This is a genomic window from Anoxybacillus sp. TBDG-1, from assembly GCF_054815885.1.
The window spans coordinates 47,475-48,791 of the sequence record NZ_JBTZSY010000017.1 but is presented as its reverse complement, the minus strand read 5'-3'; the positions used below and the strand labels follow the sequence as shown (position 1 = coordinate 48,791).

Genomic DNA, 1,317 nt, shown 5'->3' with positions numbered 1-1,317 from the left:
TCAAATTTCCAATTTCGATGATGTTTCACCTTGACATATTACCGCAGGACTTTCTTACATGATGAGAAGAAAGAGCGTTCTAAAACAAAAACGCTATACCCCCTAAGGACATAGCGATCCCTAGTTTTTTTATAGAGGGTGTTCTAGAACCTCTCCTACGCAAGTGGCGTAGAATTCTTCTTCAAATTGTACGCCTAACAATATATCATAAAACGTATATTCATTCTACAAAAAAATTATGCTTTATTTGTGAACAGTTTTCAGGATATAATAACAACAAGAAAGGCGCAAAGCGCCCGCCTATCGGCGAAGAGCGCACAAGCCCCACCGAGGAGGCTGTCGCCGCCGCAGTGTGGGGCGGAGCGACTCGAGCCGATGGCGCTTGGAGCTAGACAGCTCCCTAAATCTGAAATTTTATACTTTCTTATCTTTCAAAAAAGTTAGGTGATTCAATATGACAAAACGTTCTACTTTTGACGCGGCACTTCAACAGCTACGCGAAAAATTAATGACGATGGTATCTGCATCTCAACAGGCGCTCCATGAATCGATTGAAGCGTTAAAAACGCAAGATGTCACGAAAGCGGAGGAAATTATTGAAAACGATAAAAAAATTAACGAGCTTGAACGAGAAATTAACGAGCTTGCGATTATGACGATTTTAAAACAACAACCAGTCGCATCTGACTTACGGCGGTTAATTGTCGCTCTTAAAATTTCATCAGATGTCGAGCGTATTGGCGACATTGCTGTCAATATCGCAAAATCGGTTAAATTTATTGGCACAGAGCCACATGTAAAACCGATCGTTCACATTCCTGAAATGGCAGCGATCGTCAATGAGATGTTAGAACATGCACTTCACGCGTTCCATAACGATGATATTGAAGAAGCAAAACGAATCGCGCTCGAAGATGACCGCGTTGACGAATTACAAGGAAAAATTATTCAAGAATTAATTGATTTAATGAGGGAAAAACCAGAATTTACGAACCAAATTACACAATTGTCGTTTGTGACGCGCAATTTAGAGCGCGCTGGCGACCATGTGACAAACATCGCCGAAAATATTTTATATAGCGTCAAAGGCATTCGCATGGATTTAAATTATTAACCGTTTCGGTGCCTCATGTCATTTGAGGCATCTTTTTTATTTGTCGATTTTTTTATGATCTGGTGATATAATCGTGTCGGGGGAGGTGAGCGAAAGTGGATGAAATGCTAAAACGTATTTTCGATGAACTCGCGTTGATGCGCGAACACATGGCCACAAAAGACGATATCGCGAGCATCGAACAACGTATGGCCACAAAAGAT

The 1,317-nt window shown here is 41.1% G+C and carries 1 protein-coding gene and 1 riboswitch; the gene reads left to right on the top strand.

Features of this window, described 5'->3' with window-relative positions; translation table 11 throughout:
- Positions 1–114: 114 nt before the first annotated feature.
- Positions 115–159: riboswitch (PreQ1 riboswitch) on the bottom strand.
- A gap of 295 nt (positions 160–454) precedes the next feature.
- The gene (gene phoU / locus ACYQY7_RS07125; RefSeq protein ID WP_461201384.1) at positions 455–1,114 is read left to right on the top strand and encodes a phosphate signaling complex protein PhoU; all 660 of its coding nucleotides are present in this window, start codon (positions 455–457) and stop codon (positions 1,112–1,114) included.
- Positions 1,115–1,317 lie beyond the last annotated feature (203 nt).

What these genes read in the sequence shown, in the direction of transcription:
- phoU (WP_461201384.1), top strand. Translation starts at nt 455, where the DNA reads ATGACAAAACGTTCTACTTTTGACGCGGCACTTCAACAGCTACGCGAA.